This window comes from Hydrogenophaga sp. ANAO-22, assembly GCF_042466645.1.
Taxonomy (GTDB): domain Bacteria; phylum Pseudomonadota; class Gammaproteobacteria; order Burkholderiales; family Burkholderiaceae_C; genus Hydrogenophaga.
This window is the reverse complement of record NZ_CP159956.1, coordinates 1051193-1069022: the sequence shown is the minus strand read 5'-3', so window position 1 is coordinate 1069022 and position 17830 is coordinate 1051193. Positions and strand designations below refer to the sequence as shown.

Below are 17830 nucleotides of genomic sequence, written 5' to 3'. Positions count from 1 at the left end.
TTATGCCAACCAGCGGATATATAACAACAATGTTGGTATATCTCGATATCGGGTGTATCGACACGCGTCGAACCGGAACACGGCATCACAAACAGGAGACAAGTCATGAATCGAACACTCGCATCGCGTGTGCGCCTGGTCACGCTGGCGGCGGGCTGCCTGCTGGGCGGCGCGTCCGCTCTGGCGCAGGACGCCTTCCGCATCGCAGGCATCGTGCCGCTCAGCGGCGCCTGGGGCATCGTGGGAGAGAACATGCGCCGAGGCGCCACCATCGCCTTCGAGGAGCGCAACAACCGCGTGCTGGGCAAGCCCATCGAGGCGGTGTGGGAAGACACCGAGACGTCCACCCAGGTGGCGGTACAGAAGACCACGCGCGTCCTGGCGCGCGACACGCACACCCTGTTCGGCGAGGTGAGTTCGGGCTCCACGCTGGCGATCATGAAACTCACCGAGCAGCGCAAGGTGCCGCAGATCATCACGCTCTCGGCGGACGACCGCATCACCGGTGCCGACAAGACGCGCTACGCATTCCGCACCTCCAACACCGTGGCCATGGAGAACCGCATGATCGGCGAGTTCGCCAAGCGCCAGGGCGTGAAGAAGGTCTACGGCATCGTGTCGGACTACCAGGTGGGCCGCGACATGTGGGCCGCGCTCAAGGCCGACATGGAGAGCAAGGGCATCGCGATCGCGGGCATCGACTTCACGCCGATCGGCACCAAGGACTACGCGATCCTGCTGGACAAGGCGATGAAGTCCGGCGCCGACGGGCTGGCGCTCATCGTGGTGGGCGGCGACACCGTGACCTCGCTCAAGCAGGGCGGCGACGTGGGCCTGGCGAGCAAGATGAAGGTGATGGGCACCATGCTGATGGACGAAACACAGGGCCAGTCGGTCGGCGCCGGCGGTGCGCTCGGTGTGCATTCCACGCTGCGTTACCACTTCACCCAGGACACGCCGCGCAACAAGCGCTTCGTGGCCGCCTACCGCGCGAAGTACGGCGAGCTGCCCAGCCAGTACGCGGGCGAGGCCTACGACGGCATGAGCTGGTGGCTCGACGTGGTCGAGAGCACCGGCGTGTGGGACAAGGAAAAGTGGGTCGACGCGTTCAGGAACAGCGTGCGCAACGACTCGGTGGAGGGCGCCAAGCGCATGCGCGCCTGCGACAACCAGGCCGAGCAGGTGGGCCTGTTCGGCACCGCCATCGCCGGTGGCGCGGGCCAGCCACCCGTCACGATGAAGGTCACCGAAACCTTCACCGCGCAGGACCTCTTCAAGCCCTGCCAGTGAGCGGGCCCGCACCGGCGAGCGAGCAACCTCCATGTCCACCTTCGTCATCGGTCTGAGCATCGGCATGCTGCTGTTCCTGCTGGCCGCGGGGCTGACGCTGATCTTCGGCATGCTGCGCATCATCAACTTCGCGCACGGCGCGCTCTACATGCTGGGGGCCTACCTGGCGTTCCAGATCGCGTGGTGGGCCGGTTTCTGGTGGGCCATCGCCCTGGTGCCGGTGCTGCTGGCGCTGGTGGGGGTGCTGATCGAGCGGCTCACGCTGCGGCCCATCTACTCGGCGCCGCACGAGTTCCAGCTGCTTATCACCTTCGGGCTCATTCTGGTGCTGGAAGAAGTGGTGCGCGCCACCTGGGGGCTGAGCGGCAAGAGCATCGCGGTGCCACCGTGGTTGTCGGGCAGCGTCGCGCTGTTCGACACGGACGTCTCGCGCTACCGCCTGTTCGTCATCGCCGTCGGCGCGGCCACCATGGCCGTGCTGCTGCTGGGCATCGAGCGCTCGCGCATCGGGCTGGTGATCCGTTCGTGCAGCACGCACCCCTTGATGGCCGCCACCCTGGGGGTGCGTGTGGACCGCGTGCGCACGGCGGTGTTCGCCGTGGGCGCGGCGCTCGCCGGTCTGGGCGGCGCCATGGCCGGGCCGATGCTGCCGATCCAGCTGCAGATGGGCGGCACCATCATCCTGGACTGTTTCATCGTGGTCATCATCGGTGGCCTGGGCAACATCCGCGGCGCCATGGTGGGCGCGCTGCTGATCGGCATGACCCGCGCCTTTGGCCAGCAATACCTGCCCGACTGGATCGACACGCTGACCTACGCCGTGCTCATCGCCACGCTGCTGCTGCGGCCGCAGGGCCTTTTCAGCAAGAAGGAGCGACTCGCATGAGCCGTATCGAACGCCTGGACATCCGGCTGTGCCTGCTGGCCATGGCCATCCTCGTGGCACTGCGCATCGGCACGCGCGACGAGGGCATTCTTTTCGTCGCCTGCCTGGTCATGGTGTGGTCCATCTTCGCGCTGGCTTACGACCTGGTGTTCGGCACCACGGGCATCCTCTCCTTCGGTCACGCCGCCTACTTCGGCATGGGCGCCTACGGCATGGCCTGGGCGCAGATGCACGGCGGCCTGCCGTTCAGCCTGGGGCTGGTGGCCGCCGCGCTGCTGGGCGCGGCCTGCGCCTGGGTCGTGAGCCTGATCGGCAGCCGCATCACCGGCCTGTTCTTCTCGCTGCTCACGCTGATGCTGGCCGAGCTCATGTCCATCCTCATGCTCACGCGCCTGCGTGGTCTCTCCGGCGGGGTGGACGGCCTGCCCGGCGTGGCGCGGCCGGCCTGGGGCGAGATCGACTTCTTCCACAACGCCAACTTCTTCTGGGTCGTGTACGTGGTGTTCGTGGCCGTGGTGCTGGCTTGCTGGGTGCTGCGCCGTTCGCCGCTGGGGCAGGCCTGGCAGGCGGTGCGGCAGAACCCGGTGCGCGCCGAGCAGCTCGGTTTTGGCGTGCGGCCGCTGCGCCAGTCCGCCATGGCCGTCTCCGGTGCGCTCTCGGGCGTCGCCGGCGGCCTGCTGGCCTCGTTGATGATGTACACCGGCCCGCAGATGTTGAACTGGAAAACCTCGGGCGACGTTCTCATCATGACACTGCTCGGTGGCAGCGGCACGCTGCTCGGCCCCATCGTCGGCGTGGCGTTCTTCGAGGTGCTGCGCGAAGTGCTCGCGGCCTATTCCGACTACTGGTACGGCCTGGTGGGCCTGGTGTTCATCCTGTGCACGCTCTTTCTGCGCAAGGGGCTGGCCGGTACCGCATTGCACTGGTGGAGCCAACGATGAACACCCCCACCCAGGCGCCGGCCATCGCGTGTTCGGGCATCACGGTCGAGTTCGACGGCTTCGTCGCCCTCAACAACGTGGCGCTGGACGTGCCCACGGGCAAGACCGTGGGCCTCATCGGCCCCAACGGCGCGGGCAAGACCACGCTGCTCAACGCCATCAGTGGCCGCGCGCCGCTCAAGTCCGGCCGCATCGAACTCTGGGGCGATGAGATCACGCGCCTCTCGGTCGCCGCGCGCACGCGCCGGGGCCTGGGGCGCAGCTTCCAGATCATCAACATCTTCCAGGAGATGACCACCTTCGAGAACCTGCGCGTGGCCGCGCAGCCGCCGCGTTTTCGCCTGCAGCCCTTCTGGCGGCCGGTGGACCGGTGGGGCGAGCTGGGCGAGCGGGCGCGCGAGGTCGCGTCCGTCGTCGGCCTGACCGATGTGCTGGACCGGCCTGTGGCCACGCTCAGCCATGGCCGCCAGCGCGCGGTGGAACTCGGCCTGGCGCTCATGGCCGACCCGCGCGTGCTGCTGCTGGACGAGCCGCTGGCCGGTGTGGGGCACCACGAGATCGCCGCCACGCTGGAGCTGATCGAACGCGTGCGCGAGCACCGCACCGTGCTGCTGGTGGAACACAACATGGACGTGGTCATGAAGCTGTCCGACGAGATCGTCGTGATGATGGGTGGCGAGGTGCTCATGCGAGGCACGCCCGCCGAAGTGCGCGCCGACCCGCGCGTGAAGCGCGCCTACCTGGGCGACGACAACCGCCAGGAGGTGGCCCATGCTTGAGTTGAAGAACGCCGACGTGTTCTACGGCAAGGCGCAGGCCTTGCACGGCGTCTCCATCGCCTGCGCGCCCAACGAAGTGCTCGCGCTGGTGGGCCGCAATGGCGCGGGCAAGTCCACCACGCTGCGCGCGATGATGGGGCAGATTCCCCTGCGGCAGGGGCAGCGCGAGCTCGATGGCCAGGACATCACGGGCCTGTCGCTGCCCGATTCGAGCCGGCGCGGCATCGCGCTCGTGCCCGACAGCCGGGACATCATCAGCGGCCTGAGCGCCGAGGAAAACCTCTTGCTCGCCAGCCTGAGCCATCCGCCCGGGCATTGGACCATCGAGCGCGTGTACGCCCTGTTTCCGCGCCTGCGCGAACGGCGGCTGGCGCAGGGCACGTCGCTGTCCGGCGGCGAGCAGCAGATGCTGGCCATCGGCCGCGCGCTGCTCACCAACCCGCGTTACCTGCTGCTGGACGAACCCACCGAAGGCCTCGCGCCCGTCATCATCGAGCAGATCGTGGCGGCCATCGAGTTCGTGAGCCTCGCCGGTGTGTCGGTGCTGCTGGTGGAGCAGAACTTCCGCGTGCCCCGGCGCGTCGCGCAACGCTTCTGCCTGCTCGACAGCGGGCGCGTGGTGTGGAGCGGCGGCCGCGACCAGATCGACGACCGGCTGGAGGCCATGCTTTCCGGCCTGCAACACGAGATCCCCGCATGAACCTGCCGAACACCGCGCGCGCCGCCCCGCTGGCCGCCGACGATCCCCGCTCGCAGAACCCGCAGCTCGAAGACCTGGTGAACTTCGTCGGCTACCGGCCCCACGCCCTGCTCACCATGGCGCGCAAGCCCGGCGTGCTGCCGGCGGTGCTGGGCCTGGTGCAGACCACGCTGCGCGGCGATGGGTTGATCGAGCCCGGCCTGCGCTTTCTGCTGGGGGCCGAAGCCTGCCGGGGCGCGCGCTGCGCCTACAGCGCCGTGCATGTGGTGCACGCCGCGCAGCACGCGGGCGTGGGCTGGGCGGCCTTGGCCGCCTTGCCCGAGTACCTCGACAGCGCGCACTTCGGCGAACGCGAACGCGCGGCCCTGCGCATCGCCAGCGCGGGCGCCACGCTGCCCGTGGGCGATGCCAGCCAGGCGTTCGACGAGGCGCGCCGGCACTTCGCCGAGGAGGAGCTGATCGAGATCGTCTCCATCGTGGCCCTGTTCGGCTGGTTCAACCGCTGGAACAGCCTGATGCGGACCACCCTCGAACCCGAGCCCGCCCAGGCGCTGCATCATGTAGGCTGGTTGCAACAACTGTGGAAGGAAACCCACCCGTGAGCCTGGCCGATACCGCCCCCAAGACCCGCCGGACCCGCCCACCCAAAGCGGCCCCCGACACGCAGGCCCAGGCGCCGGGGCTGGACGCCGAGCGCGCCGCGATGCGCACGCTGGAACTGGTGTTCTTCGTGCACCTGCAGATGGCCGACATCGCCGACCAGGTGCTGATGGACCACGGCCTGGGCCGTCCCCACCACCGCGTGCTCCACTTCGCGGGACGCACGCCCGGCATCACCGTGGGCTCGTTGATGTCGCTGCTGCGCATCAGCAACCAGGCCCTCTCGCGCACCACCAACCAGCTCACCACCATGGGGCTGCTGGAACAGCGCTACAGCACCGAAGACCGCCGCGTGCGCCAGAACTACCTCACCGCCGACGGGCAGGCCTTGCTCGGTCTGCTCACGCAGCGGCAGATCGCGCTGATCGGGCAGGCGCAGGCGCGGCTCTCCAAGGCGGAGATCGAAGGCATGTGGAACGGCCTCTCCGTCATGGTGCGGCCGGAAGACATGGCCTGGGTCACCACGCATCCCTTCGACCTCCCGACACCATCCTGATCCACCCCCGACACCACCGAACATGTACAGCGAGATCCACAACCCCCGACGCTGGCTGCTGAGCGCCGCGCTCAAGGAACGGGCCACCCGGTCACCCGATGCCCCCTGGCTCACCGACAGCGAGGGCGCGAGCCTCAGCTTCGGGCAGGCGCACACCCACAGCCTGCGCGCGGCCGGCTTCTTCGAGCGCCTGGGCGTGCGGCGCGCCGACCGCGTCGGCGTGTTCATGTTCAACGGCTGCGACTTCGCCACCGCATGGATGGGGCTGGCCCACCTGGCCGCCACCACCGTGTTCCTCAACACCGAGCTGCGCGCCACGTTCCTGCGGCACCAGCTCGTCGACTCCGCGCTGGGTTGCGTGGTGGTCGATGCCGAGCTGCTCGGCGCGCTCGCCGACATCGCCGACGAGGTGCCCGACCTGCGCACCGTCATCGTGGTGGGCGGGCCGTCCAGCGCCAGGCTGCCCGAGCGCTGGCAGGTGCTCGTCTGGCCGGACTGGGCCCAGCAGCCCGACTGGGACGGCCCCGGCCCCGCGCCCGAAGACATCGCCTGCATCATGTACACCTCGGGCACCAGCGGACCGAGCAAGGGCGTGCTCATGCCCCACGCGCATTGCGCGCTCTACGGCATCGGCACGATCCAGTGCGTGGAACTCACGGCGCAGGACCGCTACTACGTCAGCCTGCCGCTGTTCCACGCCAACGGCCTGCTCATGCAGCTGGGCGCCACGTTGCTGGCCGGCATCCCCGCCTTCGTGCGCCGCCGCTTCAGCGCCAGCGCCTGGCTGGCCGACGTGCGCGAACACGGGGCCACCGTGACCAACCTGCTGGGCGCCACCGCCGGTTTCATCATCCACCAGCCGCCCTCGGCGCAGGACCGCGAGCACTCGCTGCGCGCCGTGCTCACCGCCCCGAACCTGGCCCAGCACGAGGCCGCCTTCCGCGAGCGCTTCGGCGTGAAAGACATCGTCTCGGGCTTCGGCATGACCGAGGTCAACATCCCCATCTGGGGCCGCATCGGCCGCTCCGTGCCCGGTGCGGCGGGTTGGACGCATGAACAGCACTTCGAGGTGCGCATCGCCGATCCCGAGACCGACGAGGCCCTGCCGCCAGGCCAGATGGGCGAGATCCTCGTGCGCCCCAAGGTGCCCTTCGGCTTCATGGCCGGCTACTTCAACGCCCCGGCCAAGACCGTGGAGGCCTGGCGCAACCTCTGGTTCCACACCGGCGACGCCGGCACCATGCGGGAAGACGGCCTGGTCACCTTCGTGGACCGCATCAAGGACTGCATCCGCCGGCGCGGCGAGAACATCTCGGCCACCGAAGTGGAAGAGGTCGTGGCCGCGCTGCCGGGCATCGAGGAAGTGGCCGCCTACGCCGTGCCCTCGGACGTGCCGGGTGGCGAAGACGAGGTCATGCTCGCGCTCGTGCCCAAGGCGGGCGCCACGCTGGACGGTGCGGAGATCCTGCGCATCGCCAGCGGGCAGCTGCCGCGCTTTGCCAAGCCGCGCTTTGTCAAGTTCGTGGATGCCCTGCCCAAGACCGCCACCGGCAAGGTGCAGCGCGCGGTGCTGCGCAAGCAGGGCATCGAGGGCGCGCTGGACGTGCAACAGGGCTGAGGCACTCTCTCTCCCTCAAGGCGCGTGGCCCGCGCGCGTGGGGGCGGGCGTGGACGGCAGCTGGCTCAAGATCAGCAGCGTGATCACCGAGGTGGCCGCCATCACACCGAGCAGGGCGGTGAAGCCGGCCTGCTTGACCACCGGGCCGATGAGCCACACCGCCAGCGAACTCGCGCCCAGCGACACCGCCAGGCGCATGCCCGAGACGCGGGAGCGCAGGCTGTCGTCGACGAAGCGCACGATCATCGCGTCGGTGAACGGGATGGCGCCGAAAATCGTCGCCATGAAGAGGAACTGCACGGCGTAGAAGGCCCAGCCGTCCAGCACCATCGACAAGCCCAGCAGCACGGCCTGCGCCGCGATGATGCTCACGTACAGCGACTTGAGTGCCACCCGGTCGATCAGGTGTCCCACGAGCAACTGCGTGAACGAGGCCACCGCGTAGATCGCGGCGAGCAGCAGGCCGATCTGCGCCGGGTCCTGAAGAAGGGCCTGCAGGCGATCGCTCAGCAGCTCGTGGTTGCTGTTGGTCGAGAAGTTGAACAACAGGCTGCCGCTGGTGGCGGCGATGGTCATCACCAGGAAGAGCCTGGCCATGGACACATCGGCCGGTGCCACGGTGGTGGCGGACTTCTTCTTCGCGGGCGCGGCCTGTTCGCGCGTGGCGAGCAGCGCGAAGGCCAGGCCGAACAGCAGGCACAGGGCGCCCGGCACCGCGAACGCCATGCGCCAGCCGAAGTACTTCACCAGGAAGCCGGTGGCGACCGCCGCCACCGCCACGCCCAGGTTGCCCACCAGGCCGTTGATGCCGATGGTCCAGCCCGGCCGCGGCGCGCCCTGAACCAGCATGGGAATGCCCACCGGGTGGTAGATCGACGCGAAACAGCCCAGCAGCGCCAGCGCCAGCGCCATCTGCAACGGCGTCTGCGTCGCGCTCACCAGCAGGGCCGCACCACCCATGCCGAAGAAGAACACCAGCATCATGCGGCGGCGGCCCCACTGGTCGCCCAGCTTGCCCGAGGGCAGCGAGCCCACGCCGAAGAAAAAGAAGGCCGCCACGCTGTACGGCATCAGGTCCTCCCAGCGCGCCACGCCGAACTCGTGCGCGATCGTCGTCACGGCGGTAGCGAAAATCAGCAGGAACATGTGGTCGATCGCGTGACCGATGTTCAGCAGCCACTGCGTGGCCATGGAGTTTCGGGAGGGGCTGGAGGCGAGGGCGGGGTGCGTAGGCATACGGGAATGAAATGAAGGTCCGGCAGAGGATCCGGCGGGAAGGGCCTGTCAGAATTGTGGTGGAGGCGGCAACGCCTGTCTCGCGCTGAATGACCAACAACCATCTCAAAAGCGACATGGCCATCTCACCCCGGCCCCCGGCCCTTTCCGACGTGCTGGACGCGATCGACGCGCAGAGCTCACCCATCTTCGCGCGCTCGACCGACTACCCCTCGGGCTGGCACATCGAACCGCACGCGCACGCCAAGCACCAGCTGATCTATGCCGTGCGCGGCGTCATGGTGGTGCAGGCGGAGGCCGGCCGCTGGGTGGTGCCGCCCACGCGCGCGATCTGGATGCAAAGGGGCATGACGCACGAGATCCGCTGCGTCGGCGAGGTGCACATGCGCAGCCTCATGGTGGCACCGAAGGCCGCGCCCCGGCTGATGGACAGGACGCAGGCCGTCGCCATCTCGCCCCTGCTGCGCGAGCTGATCCGCGCCGCCATGGACGTGCCGCAACCCTACGCGCCAGGCACGCGCGACGGCCGCCTGATGCGCCTCATCCTCGACGAGCTGCGGGCCCTGCCGGTGCTGCCCCTGTACCTGCAGATGCCCACCGACCCCCGGCTGCTGCAGATCGCCGCGGTGCTGCAACGCCGGCCGGACGACCCCTCCACCATGGCCGACTGGGCACGGCGCCTGGCCATCGACGTGAAGACCATCCAGCGGCTCTTCATCAAGGACACCGGCATGACCTTCGCCCAGTGGCGACAGCAGGCGCGGCTGCTGCGCGCGCTGGAGCGGTTGGCCGTCGGCGAGAAGGTCATCGACGTGGCGCTCGCGCTCGGCTACGAGAGCCCGAGCGCCTTCGCGGCCATGTTCCGCAAGCACTTCGGGCAGACACCGAGCCAGTTTTTTCTGGAAGCCTGAACAGCGACGCGATGACGGAACCAGGCGGCCAGAGGAGGGTGGTGGAGACGAGGAGGATCGAACTCCCGACCTTCGCATTGCGAACGCGACGCTCTCCCAGCTGAGCTACGTCCCCAGAGGCCGAAATGGTAGCAAGAACGCTCAGTTCATGCCATTGCGGCGAGCCAATTCGACGAACAGCGCGGCGTGGTCCATGTCGGCCAGGCCGTGGTTCCCGGCCTGGGCGTAGAGCTGCTCGAACAGGCCGGTGATCGGCGCCTCGAAACCGATCTCGCCGGCCGTGGCGAGTGCGTTGCGCATGTCCTTCAACTGCACCGCGATCGCGGCGCGCTTGGTGAAGTCGCGCTCCACCATGCGCTGGCCGTGCACCTGCAGGATGCGGCTGTCGGCGAAGCCGCCGCTGATGGCCTGCTTGACCTTGCCCATGTCGGCGCCGCCCTTCTCGCACAGCAGCAGGGCCTCGGCCACCGCGCCGATGGTGATGCCCACGATCATCTGGTTGGCCAGTTTGGCGAGCTGGCCCGCGCCGTGCGGCCCCACGTGCACAGCCTTGCCCAGCAGTTCGAACGCCGGCAGCGCGCGCTCGAAGTCGGCCGCCTCGCCGCCGGCCATGATGGCCAGCGTGCCCTGCTCGGCGCCGACCGTGCCGCCCGACACCGGCGCATCGAGGTGGCGCACGCCCTGGCTGGCGAGCCGCGCCGCGTGCTCGCGCGCCTGGCGCGGCTGGATGGACGACATGTCCACCACCAGCGTGCCGGGCCGCAGGCCGGCGGTGGTGCCTTGCTGGAACAGCACGTCCTCCACCACGCCGCCGTGTTCGAGCAGGGCGATCACGAGGTCGGCCTGGGCCACGGCCTCGGCGGGCGTGTCGGCCACGCTGGCGCCGAAGGGCTGGAGCCGCTCGGCCTTGGCGCGCGAGCGGTTCCACACACTGACCTGGCAGCCGGCTTCGCAGAGGCGGCGCGCCATGGGAAAGCCCATCATGCCGATGCCGAGCACGGCGATGCGGGTGGGCAGGGGTGGGGTGCTGGTGGTGTCGGTGTTCACGTGCGGGTCTGGGGATGGGGATGAAAGGGTGCCGGCAGGATACGTGCCCGGCATGGCAATGGGTCACATCCTTGGCAAAAACCCCATGACACAATGCGCGCGATGAAGACCACAGCCCCCTACGACGCCGAATGGCTCGAGCGCGAGTACAACAACCGGGCCCGGGTGCCGGAACACCCGATGCATTTCGAGCGCTGGGCGCGCGACTCGGCGGTGGCCCGTGAAGGCGGTCGTGCCTTGATCGATGTGAGCTACGGCCATGGGGCGGGCGAGACGCTGGACATTTTCCCCGCGCCTCGCCAGGCCGGCAAACCGCCGGCGCCGGTGCTGGTGTTCATCCACGGGGGCTGGTGGCGCAGCCTGGACAAGTCCGACCACTCTTTCATCGCGCCGCCGTTCGTGCAGCGCGGGGCCTGTGTGGTGGTGCCGAACTACGCGCTGTGCCCGGCGGTGACGATTCCCGAGATCACCTTGCAGATGGTGCGTGCGCTGGCCTGGGTGCACCGCCACATCGGGGCGCATGGTGGGGACCCGCACCGCATCACGGTGGTGGGGCATTCGGCCGGTGCGCATCTCGCGGCGATGATGCTGGCGTGCGACTGGTCGCTGGTGGGGGACGACCTGCCGCTGGCTTTGGTGAAGAACGCGCTGGGCATGTCGGGTCTGTACGACCTGGAGCCGGTGATGCACACGCCGTCGGTGCAGGCGTCTTTGCGGTTGTCGGCGGAGCAGGTGGCCAAGGCCAGTCCGTCGCGTCTGCCTGCGCCGTTGGTGCGCGAAGGGCGGGGGGAGTTGACGGCCATGGTGGGGGCGCTGGAGAGCAGCGAGTTTCTGCGCCACAACCGCTTGATCCAGTCCGCCTGGGGTGAGCGGGTGGTGCCGGTGTGTGAGGCGCTTCCGGGCCTCAACCACTTCAGCATCGTGGATGCCTTGGCCGATCCTCGGCAGCGGTTGCATCAGGCGGTGCGGTCGCTTCTCTCGGTCTGAGTTTTTCTCTCTCCGGCTGCAGCGGTCCTCGGCGAGCGGGGTGGCCGGCTCCGCTCATGTCCCCCGAACCGGCTGCGCCGGTTCTCCTCCTTTACTTCGCTGCGCCGGCCACCCCGCTCGCCGAGGACCTCGTGGTACTCGGTCTGCCGGTGGCATGCCTACGTTGCTTCAGCTCAGGAGTGCTGGGCGTTCTGCGCAGCGGGGTAAAGGAGGAGGCGGCACCAGCCGCCGGGGGACACCCGCGGAGCAGAGCGCCCGGCGCTCCTGGGCCCGCGAAAGCCGTGGCGAGCAACGCCACGAAAGAAATCACATCAGCAGGTGCTCACCCGCGTTGTCCCCACCCAGGATCACGTAGTTGACCTTGCGGACATCCATCAGCTTGGTACCGCCGGCGTAGCTGATCGAGCTCTGCACGTCCTGCTCCATCTCCACCAGCGTGTCCGCCAGCGAGCCCTTGATCGGCTCCAGGATGCGCTTGCCCTCCACGTGCTTGTACTCGCCCTTGTTGAAATCGCTGGCCGAGCCGTAGTACTCCTTGTAGCGCACCCCGTCCTCTTCCACCGTCAGACCCGGCGACTCCTCATGACCCGCGAACAGCGAACCGATCATCACCATCGAGGCGCCAAAACGGATGCTCTTGGCAATGTCGCCATGGCTGCGGATACCACCGTCGGCAATGATCGGCTTGGTCGCCACGCGCGCGCACCACTTCAGCGCCGACAACTGCCAGCCACCCGTGCCAAAACCCGTCTTCAGCTTGGTGATGCACACCTTGCCCGGACCCACGCCCACCTTGGTCGCGTCCGCGCCCCAGTTCTCCAGATCGATCACCGCCTCCGGCGTCGCCACGTTGCCCGCGATCACGAAGGACGCCGGCAGCTTCTCCTTCAAATAACGGATCATGTTCTTCACGCTGTCGGCATGGCCGTGCGCGATGTCGATCGTGATGTACTCCGGCACCAGGCCTTCGGCCACCAGCCGGTCCACCGTCGCGTAGTCGGGCGCCTTCACGCCCAGCGAAATCGAAGCGAACACGCCCTCGGCGCGCATGTCGCGCACGAACTGCACGTTGTCCAGGTCGAACCGGTGCATCACGTAGAAGTAACCGTTCTTCGCCAGCCAGGTGCAGATCGGCACGTCCACCACCGTCTTCATGTTGGCTGGCACCACCGGCAGGCGGAACTTGCGCCCGCCCAGCTCCACGCCGGCGTCGCATTCCGAACGGCTCTCCACGCGGCACTTGCGCGGCAAAAGCAGGACGTTGTCGTAGTCGAAGATTTCCATTTTGAAACCAAGCTCCAGAAAGCTGTTGTTGAACAGGTGAGCGCTTGGTCTGGCCGGTTTCTCTGGCATCGAGCCAAAAAAAACCGGGCGCAAGAAGCTTGGGCCCGGTGCCCGATTGTAGACGCCCCGGAGAACCCGGGTCGGCCCGCCGGTGAAGCCCTTTTGTTATGAGGTGTATACGGATGCCGGTATGGCCCGCCGAAGGGCGGGCCGCTTCCTACAATCGACCCATGCTGTTCGAAGACCCCGTCGCCCCCTCCGCCTCCCCGCTGCTCGCGGGCCTCAATGCCGAGCAGTCGGCCGCCGTGCTGCTGCCAGCCGAGCACGCGCTCATCCTGGCGGGGGCGGGGTCGGGCAAGACGCGGGTGCTCACCACCCGCATCGCCTGGCTGCTGCAGAGTGGCCAGGTCTCGCCCGGCGGCATCCTGGCGGTGACCTTCACCAACAAGGCCGCCAAGGAAATGATGACGCGCCTCTCGGCCATGCTGCCCATCAACGTGCGCGGCATGTGGATCGGCACCTTCCACGGTCTGTGCAACCGCTTCCTGCGCGCCCACCACAAGCTGGCCAACCTGCCGGCCACCTTCCAGATCCTGGACACGCAGGACCAGCTCTCGGCCATCAAGCGGCTGTGCAAGCAGTTCAACGTGGACGACGAGCGCTACCCCCCGAAGCAGATCCAGTACTTCATCAGCGGCTGCAAGGAAGACGGACAGCGCCCGCGCGACGTGCCCGCGCGCGACGAGGAAACGCGCAAGAAGATCGAGCTGTACGCGCTCTACGAAGAGCAGTGCCAGCGCGAGGGCGTGGTGGACTTCGGCGAGCTCATGCTGCGCAGCTACGAGGTGCTGCGCGACAACGACCCGGTGCGCGAGCACTACCAGCGGCGCTTCCGCCACATCCTGATCGACGAGTTCCAGGACACCAACCGCCTGCAGTACGCCTGGATCAAGATGTTCAGCGCGCCGCCGCTCGAAGGCCTTACCTCCCCGGGCAACGCGGTGTTCGCCGTGGGCGACGACGACCAGAGCATCTACGCCTTCCGCGGTGCGCGCGTGGGCAACATGGCCGACTTCGTGCGCGAGTTCAATGTGCGCCACCAGATCAAGCTGGAGCAGAACTACCGCAGCGTGAGCAACATCCTGGACTCGGCCAACCAGCTCATCAGCCACAACACCCACCGCCTGGGCAAGAACCTGCGCACCGACGCGGGCGCGGGCGAGCCGGTGCGCGTGTTCGAGGCCACCAGCGATTTCGCCGAGGCGCAGTGGATGGTGGACGAGATGAAGCAGCTCGCGCGCGAAGGCATGCCGCGCAGCGAGATGGCCGTGCTCTACCGCAGCAACGCGCAAAGCCGCGTGGTGGAGACCGCCTTGTTCAACGCCGCCGTGCCGTACCGCGTGTACGGCGGCCTGCGCTTCTTCGAGCGCGCCGAAATCAAGCACGCGCTGGCCTACCTGCGGTTGCTGGAGAACGCTCACGACGACACCAGCTTCCTGCGCGTGGTCAATTTCCCGCCGCGCGGCATCGGCGCGCGCAGCATCGAACAACTGCAGGATGTGGCGCGCAGCTCGGGCTGTTCATTGCACGACGCGGTGAGTGCCGTCACCGGCCGTGCCGGCGTGGCCGTGAGCGCCTTCGTGGCCAAGCTGGACGTGATGCGCGAGCAGACCGAAGGGCGCACGCTGCGCGAGATCATCGAGCTGGTGCTGGCCCACAGCGGCCTGATCGAGCACTACCGGGGCGAGCGCGAAGGGCAGGACCGGGTGGAAAACCTGGAGGAACTGGTGAACGCGGCCGAGAGCTTCGTGAGCATCGAAGGCTTCGGCCGCGATGCCGTGGCCCTGCCGGTGGACGAGCTGGGCAAGCCCCTCACGCAGAGCCCGGTGAGCCAGGGGCTGGACCCGAACCTGCCGGTGGTGGACGAACCCCTGGCGCCCGACGCCGAGACCGGCGAGACGCTCAGCCCGCTCGCGGCCTTCCTCACGCACGCCGCGCTGGAGTCTGGCGATAACCAGGCCCAGGCCGGGCAGGACGCGGTGCAGCTCATGACGGTGCACGCGGCCAAGGGCCTGGAGTTCGACTGCGTGTTCATCACCGGCATGGAAGAGGGCCTGTTCCCGCACGAGAACTCCATGAGCGACCGCGACGGCCTGGAGGAAGAGCGCCGCCTGATGTACGTGGCGATCACGCGCGCGCGCAAGCGCCTGTACCTCAGCCATTCGCAGACGCGCATGCTGCACGGCCAGACGCGCTACAACCTCAAGAGCCGCTTCTTCGACGAGCTGCCCGAGGAGTGCCTCAAGTGGCTCACGCCGCCGCAGCCGGCCTGGTCCGCGCCCATGGGCGGCGGTGGTGGTGGGGGGCAGTGGCAGAACGGGCGGCGCGGTTTCGGCGGCGCACCGGCCGCGCTCCAGCCTTCGTGGTCACCGGGCTTCAAGGAGCGCGGCGATCCCAAGGGCCTGGGCCAGACCGCGCCCGAGCCCGACCGGGGCACCGAAATCCGCGCCGGCCTGGCCGTGTTCCACAACAAGTTCGGCGAGGGCAAGGTGCTGGCGGTGGAGGGCGCGGGCGACGACGCGCGCGCGCAGGTGAACTTCACGCGCCACGGCACGAAGTGGCTGGCCCTCAGCGTGGCCAAGCTCACCCCGATCGCTTGAATGCTTTCGCGCGGAGCCGGCGCGTGACCGGCATCGCTTGACGTGACTCCGTGCAGGGACACCGAGGGTCCGGCTCCGCCGGCCCTAGGTGTCGCCCCCTTTCAAGGGGGGAGGCGCCGAAGGCGACGCAGGGGGTCAGCTCCCGATGACCCCGCCGTCGTTCTTCGTGATCACGATGGTGGCGGAACGCGGGCGCTTGCCCGCGCCGTAGCCCGCGCTCGAAGGCCATTGGCTTTCGTACTTCGTGGGGTCGTTCACGTCGGCCATCTTGGTGTTCTCGCCCGCGTGCTGGATGTTCACGAAGATCGCGCGGCCGTCGGGCGTTTCGGTGATGCCGGTGATCTCCGCGCCCTTGGGGCCGACCAGGAAACGCTTGAGCGTGGCCGGGGTCTGCGCCTTTCCCACGTGCGTGGTCACTTGGCGGTCGCCATGGCTCAGGGTCTTGCGCGCGCCGTCGCCGCGCTGACCGGGCAGGGCGGCGAGCAGCATGCAGTTGGTCTTGTCGGTGTAGGCGCCGTCGTCGGTCTGGATCCAGCACACGCCCGTGGCCTTGCTGAACACCAGGCCGTCGGGCGAAGAGAGGTCGTTCTCGTCGCTCAGGTTGGAGAGGTTGATGGTCGACTTGTCGGCGTCCGCTTCGGCGGCGAAGAGGTAGATGTCCCACTGGAAGGCCGCGTCCGCCGGGGCCTTCTCGGCCAGGCGCACGATGTGGCCGTTCACATTGCCCTTCTGTTCCTTGCCGGCTTTCAGGTCGGTGTAGGCGCGCGGGTTCGCGGCATCGGCCGTGGCCGGGGTGCGGTTGCTGTTGTTGGTGAGGGTGATGTAGACCTCGCCGTTCTTCGGGTTCACGCCGACCCACTCGGGGCGGTCCATCTTGGTGGCGCCCACGGCGTCGGCCGCGAGGCGGGTGAAGACGGCCACGTCGGCCTCGTTCTTGAACTCGAAGTAGGAGCTGCCGGCGATCACCGGGTTGTCCATCGAGAGCTCCAGCCATTCGCCACTGCCGTCGTCCTTGAAGCGCGCCACGAACAGCGTGCCCTTGTCGAGGTACTTGTCGCCGGCGGCCAGGCGGTTGGCGGGCTTGGCATCGGCGGGGTCCCACCTGGCGGCCGAGACGAATTTGTAGATGTACTCGCCGCGCGAGTCGTCGCCCATGTAGGCCACCACCGGCTGGCCGGCGCTCACGCGCGCGAAGGTCGCGTTCTCGTGGCCCAGGCGGCCCAGCGCGGTGCGCTTGCGCAGCACGCTGGCCGGGTTGTAGGGGTCGAGTTCGACGATGTAGCCGAAGGTGTTCATCTCGTTGCGGAAGTCGTCCTTGGCGCTGGCGCCCACGGCACCGTTGTTCCAGCGCGTGTAGGTGTCGCTGGCGCCGCCGCTTTCCCAGCCGTGGCGGCTGGCCGCGCCGGCCTTGCGGCCGTAGCGGTTGAGGGCCTGGACCTGCTTGTCCTTCTTGCGCGCGTCGTCGTCCTTGGCGTCGCGGAAGAAGTAGCCGAACCAGTTCTCTTCGCCCGAGATGTAGGTGCCCCAGGGCGTGCGGCCGGTGCCGCAGTTGTTGAGCGTGCCGCGCGCCTGCGTGCCGTCGGTGCTGAAGCGGGTCACCAGGTGTTCGCTGCCGCGCGCCGGGCCGTGGATGGCCACGGGCGTCAGGGTGGTCACGCGGCGGTTGAAGGTCGAGGCCTGCTTCGTGGCCCAGGCCTTGCCGTCGGTCTGCACCTCGACCACGGACAGGCCGTGGATCATGAGTTCCTTGTCGATCTCGGCCGCCGGGCGGGGCAGGGTGGACGTGCCGCCGTTGGCGTGGATGAAGAAGGAGCTGAGCTTCTCGTCGGTGGTGGCTTCGTGGTTCATGGCCAGCAGGCCGCGCGAGGCGAAGCTGTCCGAGGGCTGGCCGGCCGCGTCCAGGCCGAACCATTCGATGCCGTCGTGGTGGTCACCGGCGCGCTGGCCGAAGTCGGCGTCGGTGCCGTCGTTTTTGAACGCGGGCGTGGCTGCGGTGAGCGGGTCGCCCAGCGCGTAGATGACGCGCGCGGTGTAGCCCGGGGGCACGGTCACCTGGTCCGCCATGGTCTTGGCCACGGGGGTGAAGCCCAGGCTGTGCACCGGCGAGGCAGGGCCTGCGGTGGCGCAGCCGCTCAGGGCCGCCGCGCCGCCCAGGGCGGCGGTGCCCGCTGTGCCCACGCCGCCACGCAGCAGGCTGCGGCGGCTCAGGCGGGCCTGCAGCACGCTGTCGAAGGCGGGGTTGCTGCTGGTGTTGGCGTCTTCGTCGTTGAAGTGGTCGTGGGACATGGTGATTCTGATGGGGTGGGGGGTACCGGCGCATCATGTGCAAGACGTG

At 68.5% G+C, this 17830-nt stretch carries 15 protein-coding genes and 1 tRNA gene; 11 read left to right on the top strand and 5 right to left on the bottom strand.

Translation table 11 applies throughout. From position 1 onward, the window contains the following. The first annotated feature begins 105 nt into the window (after positions 1-105). The 8 genes from ABSY19_RS04980 to ABSY19_RS04945 are packed head-to-tail and all read left to right on the top strand — an operon-like array spanning position 106 to position 7370. Positions 106-1290 carry an ABC transporter substrate-binding protein gene (locus ABSY19_RS04980; protein ID WP_382159680.1) on the top strand — a complete coding sequence of 395 codons (1185 nt, stop codon included), beginning with the start codon at positions 106-108 and terminating at the stop codon, positions 1288-1290. A 31-nt stretch (positions 1291-1321) separates the two neighbouring features. Then, complete coding sequence (locus ABSY19_RS04975; RefSeq protein ID WP_291120566.1) at positions 1322-2176, top strand: branched-chain amino acid ABC transporter permease; 855 nt, start codon at positions 1322-1324, stop codon at positions 2174-2176. Continuing rightward, complete coding sequence (locus ABSY19_RS04970) at positions 2173-3117, top strand: branched-chain amino acid ABC transporter permease (protein ID WP_382159677.1); 945 nt, start codon at positions 2173-2175, stop codon at positions 3115-3117. The genes ABSY19_RS04975 and ABSY19_RS04970 overlap by 4 nt, the downstream gene beginning before the upstream one ends. After that, positions 3114-3896, top strand: coding sequence for an ABC transporter ATP-binding protein (locus ABSY19_RS04965; protein ID WP_382159674.1), 783 nt, complete (start codon positions 3114-3116; stop codon positions 3894-3896). Before ABSY19_RS04970 ends, ABSY19_RS04965 begins: the two co-directional genes overlap by 4 nt. After that, positions 3889-4596, top strand: coding sequence for an ABC transporter ATP-binding protein (locus tag ABSY19_RS04960; RefSeq protein WP_382159672.1), 708 nt, complete (start codon positions 3889-3891; stop codon positions 4594-4596). Before ABSY19_RS04965 ends, ABSY19_RS04960 begins: the two co-directional genes overlap by 8 nt. Then, the gene (locus tag ABSY19_RS04955; protein WP_382159670.1) at positions 4593-5198 is read left to right on the top strand and encodes a carboxymuconolactone decarboxylase family protein; all 606 of its coding nucleotides are present in this window, start codon (positions 4593-4595) and stop codon (positions 5196-5198) included. Before ABSY19_RS04960 ends, ABSY19_RS04955 begins: the two co-directional genes overlap by 4 nt. Beyond that, entirely contained in the window at positions 5195-5752 is a 558-nt protein-coding gene (locus tag ABSY19_RS04950) for a MarR family winged helix-turn-helix transcriptional regulator (RefSeq protein ID WP_382159667.1), read from the top strand. The genes ABSY19_RS04955 and ABSY19_RS04950 overlap by 4 nt, the downstream gene beginning before the upstream one ends. A 22-nt stretch (positions 5753-5774) precedes the next feature. Then, the gene (locus tag ABSY19_RS04945; RefSeq protein WP_382159665.1) at positions 5775-7370 is read left to right on the top strand and encodes an AMP-binding protein; all 1596 of its coding nucleotides are present in this window, start codon (positions 5775-5777) and stop codon (positions 7368-7370) included. A gap of 15 nt (positions 7371-7385) precedes the next feature. Here ABSY19_RS04945 and ABSY19_RS04940 read toward each other — a convergent pair whose 3' ends face one another. After that, positions 7386-8561: an MFS transporter gene (locus tag ABSY19_RS04940; protein ID WP_382159662.1), complete on the bottom strand. Its 1176-nt coding sequence runs from the start codon at positions 8559-8561 to the stop codon at positions 7386-7388. Positions 8562-8722: 161 nt separating this feature from the next. Between ABSY19_RS04940 and ABSY19_RS04935 the strand changes: the two genes are divergently transcribed. Next, entirely contained in the window at positions 8723-9517 is a 795-nt protein-coding gene (locus ABSY19_RS04935; RefSeq protein ID WP_382159659.1) for an AraC family transcriptional regulator, read from the top strand. A gap of 39 nt (positions 9518-9556) precedes the next feature. On the opposite strand, the gene ABSY19_RS04930 is transcribed toward ABSY19_RS04935, so the two are convergent. Together ABSY19_RS04930 and ABSY19_RS04925 are read right to left on the bottom strand one after the other, a co-directional pair. Further along, a tRNA-Ala gene (locus tag ABSY19_RS04930) sits at positions 9557-9632 on the bottom strand. Positions 9633-9658: 26 nt separating this feature from the next. Continuing rightward, positions 9659-10501: an NAD(P)-dependent oxidoreductase gene (locus tag ABSY19_RS04925; protein ID WP_382163686.1), complete on the bottom strand. Its 843-nt coding sequence runs from the start codon at positions 10499-10501 to the stop codon at positions 9659-9661. A gap of 165 nt (positions 10502-10666) precedes the next feature. Here ABSY19_RS04925 and ABSY19_RS04920 point away from each other — a divergent pair, with 165 nt between their 5' ends. After that, a complete protein-coding gene (locus tag ABSY19_RS04920) occupies positions 10667-11551 on the top strand; it encodes an alpha/beta hydrolase (RefSeq protein ID WP_382159656.1) in 885 nt (294 codons plus the stop codon). A 306-nt stretch (positions 11552-11857) separates the two neighbouring features. On the opposite strand, the gene ABSY19_RS04915 is transcribed toward ABSY19_RS04920, so the two are convergent. After that, on the bottom strand, positions 11858-12835 hold the full coding sequence (locus ABSY19_RS04915) for a GMP reductase (RefSeq protein ID WP_382159653.1): 978 nt from the start codon (positions 12833-12835) through the stop codon (positions 11858-11860). Between the two features lie 230 nt (positions 12836-13065). Here ABSY19_RS04915 and ABSY19_RS04910 point away from each other — a divergent pair, with 230 nt between their 5' ends. Then, positions 13066-15495: a UvrD-helicase domain-containing protein gene (locus ABSY19_RS04910; RefSeq protein WP_382159650.1), complete on the top strand. Its 2430-nt coding sequence runs from the start codon at positions 13066-13068 to the stop codon at positions 15493-15495. 135 nt (positions 15496-15630) lie between these two features. Here ABSY19_RS04910 and ABSY19_RS04905 read toward each other — a convergent pair whose 3' ends face one another. Continuing rightward, on the bottom strand, positions 15631-17781 hold the full coding sequence (locus tag ABSY19_RS04905; RefSeq protein WP_382159647.1) for a PhoX family protein: 2151 nt from the start codon (positions 17779-17781) through the stop codon (positions 15631-15633). Positions 17782-17830: the final 49 nt, after the last annotated feature.

Coding starts and splice junctions, on each gene's coding strand:
- ABSY19_RS04925 (WP_382163686.1), bottom strand. CDS start 10,501: ATGATGGGCTTTCCCATGGCGCGCCGCCTCTGCGAAGCCGGCTGCCAG.
- ABSY19_RS04945 (WP_382159665.1), top strand. CDS start 5,775: ATGTACAGCGAGATCCACAACCCCCGACGCTGGCTGCTGAGCGCCGCG.
- ABSY19_RS04905 (WP_382159647.1), bottom strand. CDS start 17,781: ATGTCCCACGACCACTTCAACGACGAAGACGCCAACACCAGCAGCAAC.
- ABSY19_RS04910 (WP_382159650.1), top strand. CDS start 13,066: ATGCTGTTCGAAGACCCCGTCGCCCCCTCCGCCTCCCCGCTGCTCGCG.
- ABSY19_RS04915 (WP_382159653.1), bottom strand. CDS start 12,835: ATGGAAATCTTCGACTACGACAACGTCCTGCTTTTGCCGCGCAAGTGC.
- ABSY19_RS04980 (WP_382159680.1), top strand. CDS start 106: ATGAATCGAACACTCGCATCGCGTGTGCGCCTGGTCACGCTGGCGGCG.
- ABSY19_RS04935 (WP_382159659.1), top strand. CDS start 8,723: ATGGCCATCTCACCCCGGCCCCCGGCCCTTTCCGACGTGCTGGACGCG.
- ABSY19_RS04975 (WP_291120566.1), top strand. CDS start 1,322: ATGTCCACCTTCGTCATCGGTCTGAGCATCGGCATGCTGCTGTTCCTG.
- ABSY19_RS04955 (WP_382159670.1), top strand. CDS start 4,593: ATGAACCTGCCGAACACCGCGCGCGCCGCCCCGCTGGCCGCCGACGAT.
- ABSY19_RS04940 (WP_382159662.1), bottom strand. CDS start 8,561: ATGGCCACGCAGTGGCTGCTGAACATCGGTCACGCGATCGACCACATG.
- ABSY19_RS04960 (WP_382159672.1), top strand. CDS start 3,889: ATGCTTGAGTTGAAGAACGCCGACGTGTTCTACGGCAAGGCGCAGGCC.
- ABSY19_RS04965 (WP_382159674.1), top strand. CDS start 3,114: ATGAACACCCCCACCCAGGCGCCGGCCATCGCGTGTTCGGGCATCACG.
- ABSY19_RS04920 (WP_382159656.1), top strand. CDS start 10,667: ATGAAGACCACAGCCCCCTACGACGCCGAATGGCTCGAGCGCGAGTAC.
- ABSY19_RS04970 (WP_382159677.1), top strand. CDS start 2,173: ATGAGCCGTATCGAACGCCTGGACATCCGGCTGTGCCTGCTGGCCATG.